The sequence below is a fragment of the Fulvivirga aurantia genome, assembly GCF_009711475.1.
In the GTDB taxonomy this organism is placed as follows: domain Bacteria; phylum Bacteroidota; class Bacteroidia; order Cytophagales; family Cyclobacteriaceae; genus Fulvivirga; species Fulvivirga aurantia.
The window spans coordinates 1-2,132 of sequence record NZ_SMMD01000375.1; the positions used below are offsets into that span (position 1 = coordinate 1).

Consider the following 2,132-nt stretch of genomic DNA (forward strand, 5'->3'; position numbering starts at 1 on the left):
CACCCAGAAGCGGAGAGGAGTCAAGAAATAAAATAGTGAGAAGCTTTGACAGGCCGGTGAAAGATGTGAGAATGACTTTCAATAATCTCGCCTATAAATTAAGGCTGGTTTCTGAAAAGAAAAAAGCGGACATGAATAAGGCTACCGTGGAAGCGTATAATGCAAAAATAGAAACTAAAAAGGAGAGTGCTAAAACCAACAAAAAGGCCATAAAGAGAATGCACAAAAACGCCTCGGCACAAAAAGCTGTGATGAAAAGCTCTGACAAAAGCAGACTACATGATGTCCCTGTAAAAGCAAAAGGATAATAAGGAAAGCATAACAATTAAAACTGACTGAAGTCTCTATAGCCACTAGCTGTAGAGACTTTTTTTATTTTATGCTCCAGCAAACAGGAGATAGGGCAACGGGTGTATGCTCAATTTTACTATATTGTATATATGAAAATAGGTTGTGGCTTCATCGTCTTATGTATCGTTGGCTTGCTGGGTATCAGTATGCTATATTACTCAATAGTTCCTTATATGCAAGATGAGGACAAGGACAGCGACTATATCAACACCACAGCTTATGTTGTAGAAACTTTACAATTTAGAGACGAGCAGGACAGTAGTTACTGGTATGTGATACCAATATTGGAATATTCTGTAGACGGACAAATCATAGTGGACACTGCTTATCATGAAAGAATGCGTGACAGGTATTACGACAATAATGATACAACGCAGGCTTTACTACCAAACAACACAGCACTGAACATACAGGTAAATCGTGACGACTTATATGATTATTCGATTGTATACGAAAACACTTTTATGTTTCATTTGAAAAATGAGCTGTCAGCTTACCGAATTGGGTTCATCATCGTGGGCTCAATTTTTCTACTCATCTTTTTACGCGGCCTAAGCAAGACCTTCGCTTACAAGGAGCCGCCACCAGACCAGAGGCTCAGGTAATCTGTATGGAATAGAGGAGTGATAATATAGGATGAGTAGGTTTCTAAATATTGTATTTAACATAATATAAATTATATAACAGGCTATCACCAGTTACATAATCCGCATTATACTAAATAGCTATCTATGAACGATTGAAAATCTTTTCATATTGCTATTTAGACTTGTAAAGTTCTTTAAGTAGCTTTTTAGGATCTTGACGGTTGTCCCAAAAAGCAGTTATAATGACTTCTTTAGCATTGAATTTATAGAAAATACTGAAATGGCCCATAGCAGCCATGTGTGTATCAGGGAAATCTGCCAGTCTAAATAATTTTGGATTTTGAGCAATTACTTTAGTCTTATCATTACTGAGACGCAGTATTTTAATGGAATAGTTATTTGATTTGTTGCGATTAATCCAGTATTCTAAAATGCTTCTTCGTTGACTGGCGGCTGTTTGAGTCCAAACTACCTGCCGGCCGGTCAGGCGGGCTTTTCTTTTAGCCATTCAAGTTCTTGCTTATTGAGAGCCTCTTGATCAATAATTCTGCCGGTCTTAATATCCTCATCACTCATGGTTAACATGAGCTTTTGTTCTTCCGTCAGGGCAATTAATTTTTCCTGGATATTTGAGGAATCAATCATTTTTTCCAGGGCTTTTAGATAATCTGAATTGCTAATCGCCATCAGTCTATCTATGAGTCTATTTCTAATTTCGCTTGTGCTTGCCATATAGCAAATATAACTCAAATCAATAAAGAATCATTCAACAACCGCACACATTTGCCACTTCTCCTACTCCTCCCCCCTTTCTGAAAACGCCAAAAGAGTGCCTATACAATGCTAAGAAATAAGAAAGAGAATCTAAAAGAGGAATAAAAGGGGCCTTGACTCAAACTATTAATGCAACGCTGAATCCCAAGCTAAGTAACATAACGCAGGACATTATATAACAAGTATGGGGAAAAGCAAAAATACCCAAGGTTGGGTATTTTATTAAATAGTGATTTGGACAATATTTAAGAATGATACGCACGATACTCCCTAGTATTACATCACTGAAAAATCCTCATAATAAAGAAGTAAACTATGCTCTTATAGAAGGTTCCTATGAATTGAAACTTAAAATAACTGAAGAGGGATATAGCTTCACTAATGGCGAGTACTGTGGAGTTTTTCGTTTCGAGAAGATTA

General features: G+C 36.9%; 4 protein-coding genes. 2 read left to right on the top strand and 2 right to left on the bottom strand.

Annotation, left to right across the window (positions count from 1 at the left end; translation table 11 throughout):
• A partial coding sequence (locus tag E1176_RS20395) for a hypothetical protein (RefSeq protein WP_185152557.1) occupies positions 1-308 on the top strand: 308 nt, incomplete at its 5' end.
• 132 nt (positions 309-440) lie between these two features.
• Positions 441-956, top strand: a complete 516-nt coding sequence (locus tag E1176_RS01970; protein ID WP_155208897.1) for a hypothetical protein — start codon at positions 441-443, stop codon at positions 954-956.
• A 154-nt stretch (positions 957-1,110) separates the two neighbouring features.
• On the opposite strand, the gene E1176_RS01975 is transcribed toward E1176_RS01970, so the two are convergent.
• Positions 1,111-1,446: a type II toxin-antitoxin system RelE/ParE family toxin gene (locus E1176_RS01975; RefSeq protein ID WP_246205914.1), complete on the bottom strand. Its 336-nt coding sequence runs from the start codon at positions 1,444-1,446 to the stop codon at positions 1,111-1,113.
• Positions 1,422-1,625: a hypothetical protein gene (locus E1176_RS01980; protein ID WP_222933055.1), complete on the bottom strand. Its 204-nt coding sequence runs from the start codon at positions 1,623-1,625 to the stop codon at positions 1,422-1,424. The genes E1176_RS01975 and E1176_RS01980 overlap by 25 nt, the downstream gene beginning before the upstream one ends.
• Positions 1,626-2,132: the final 507 nt, after the last annotated feature.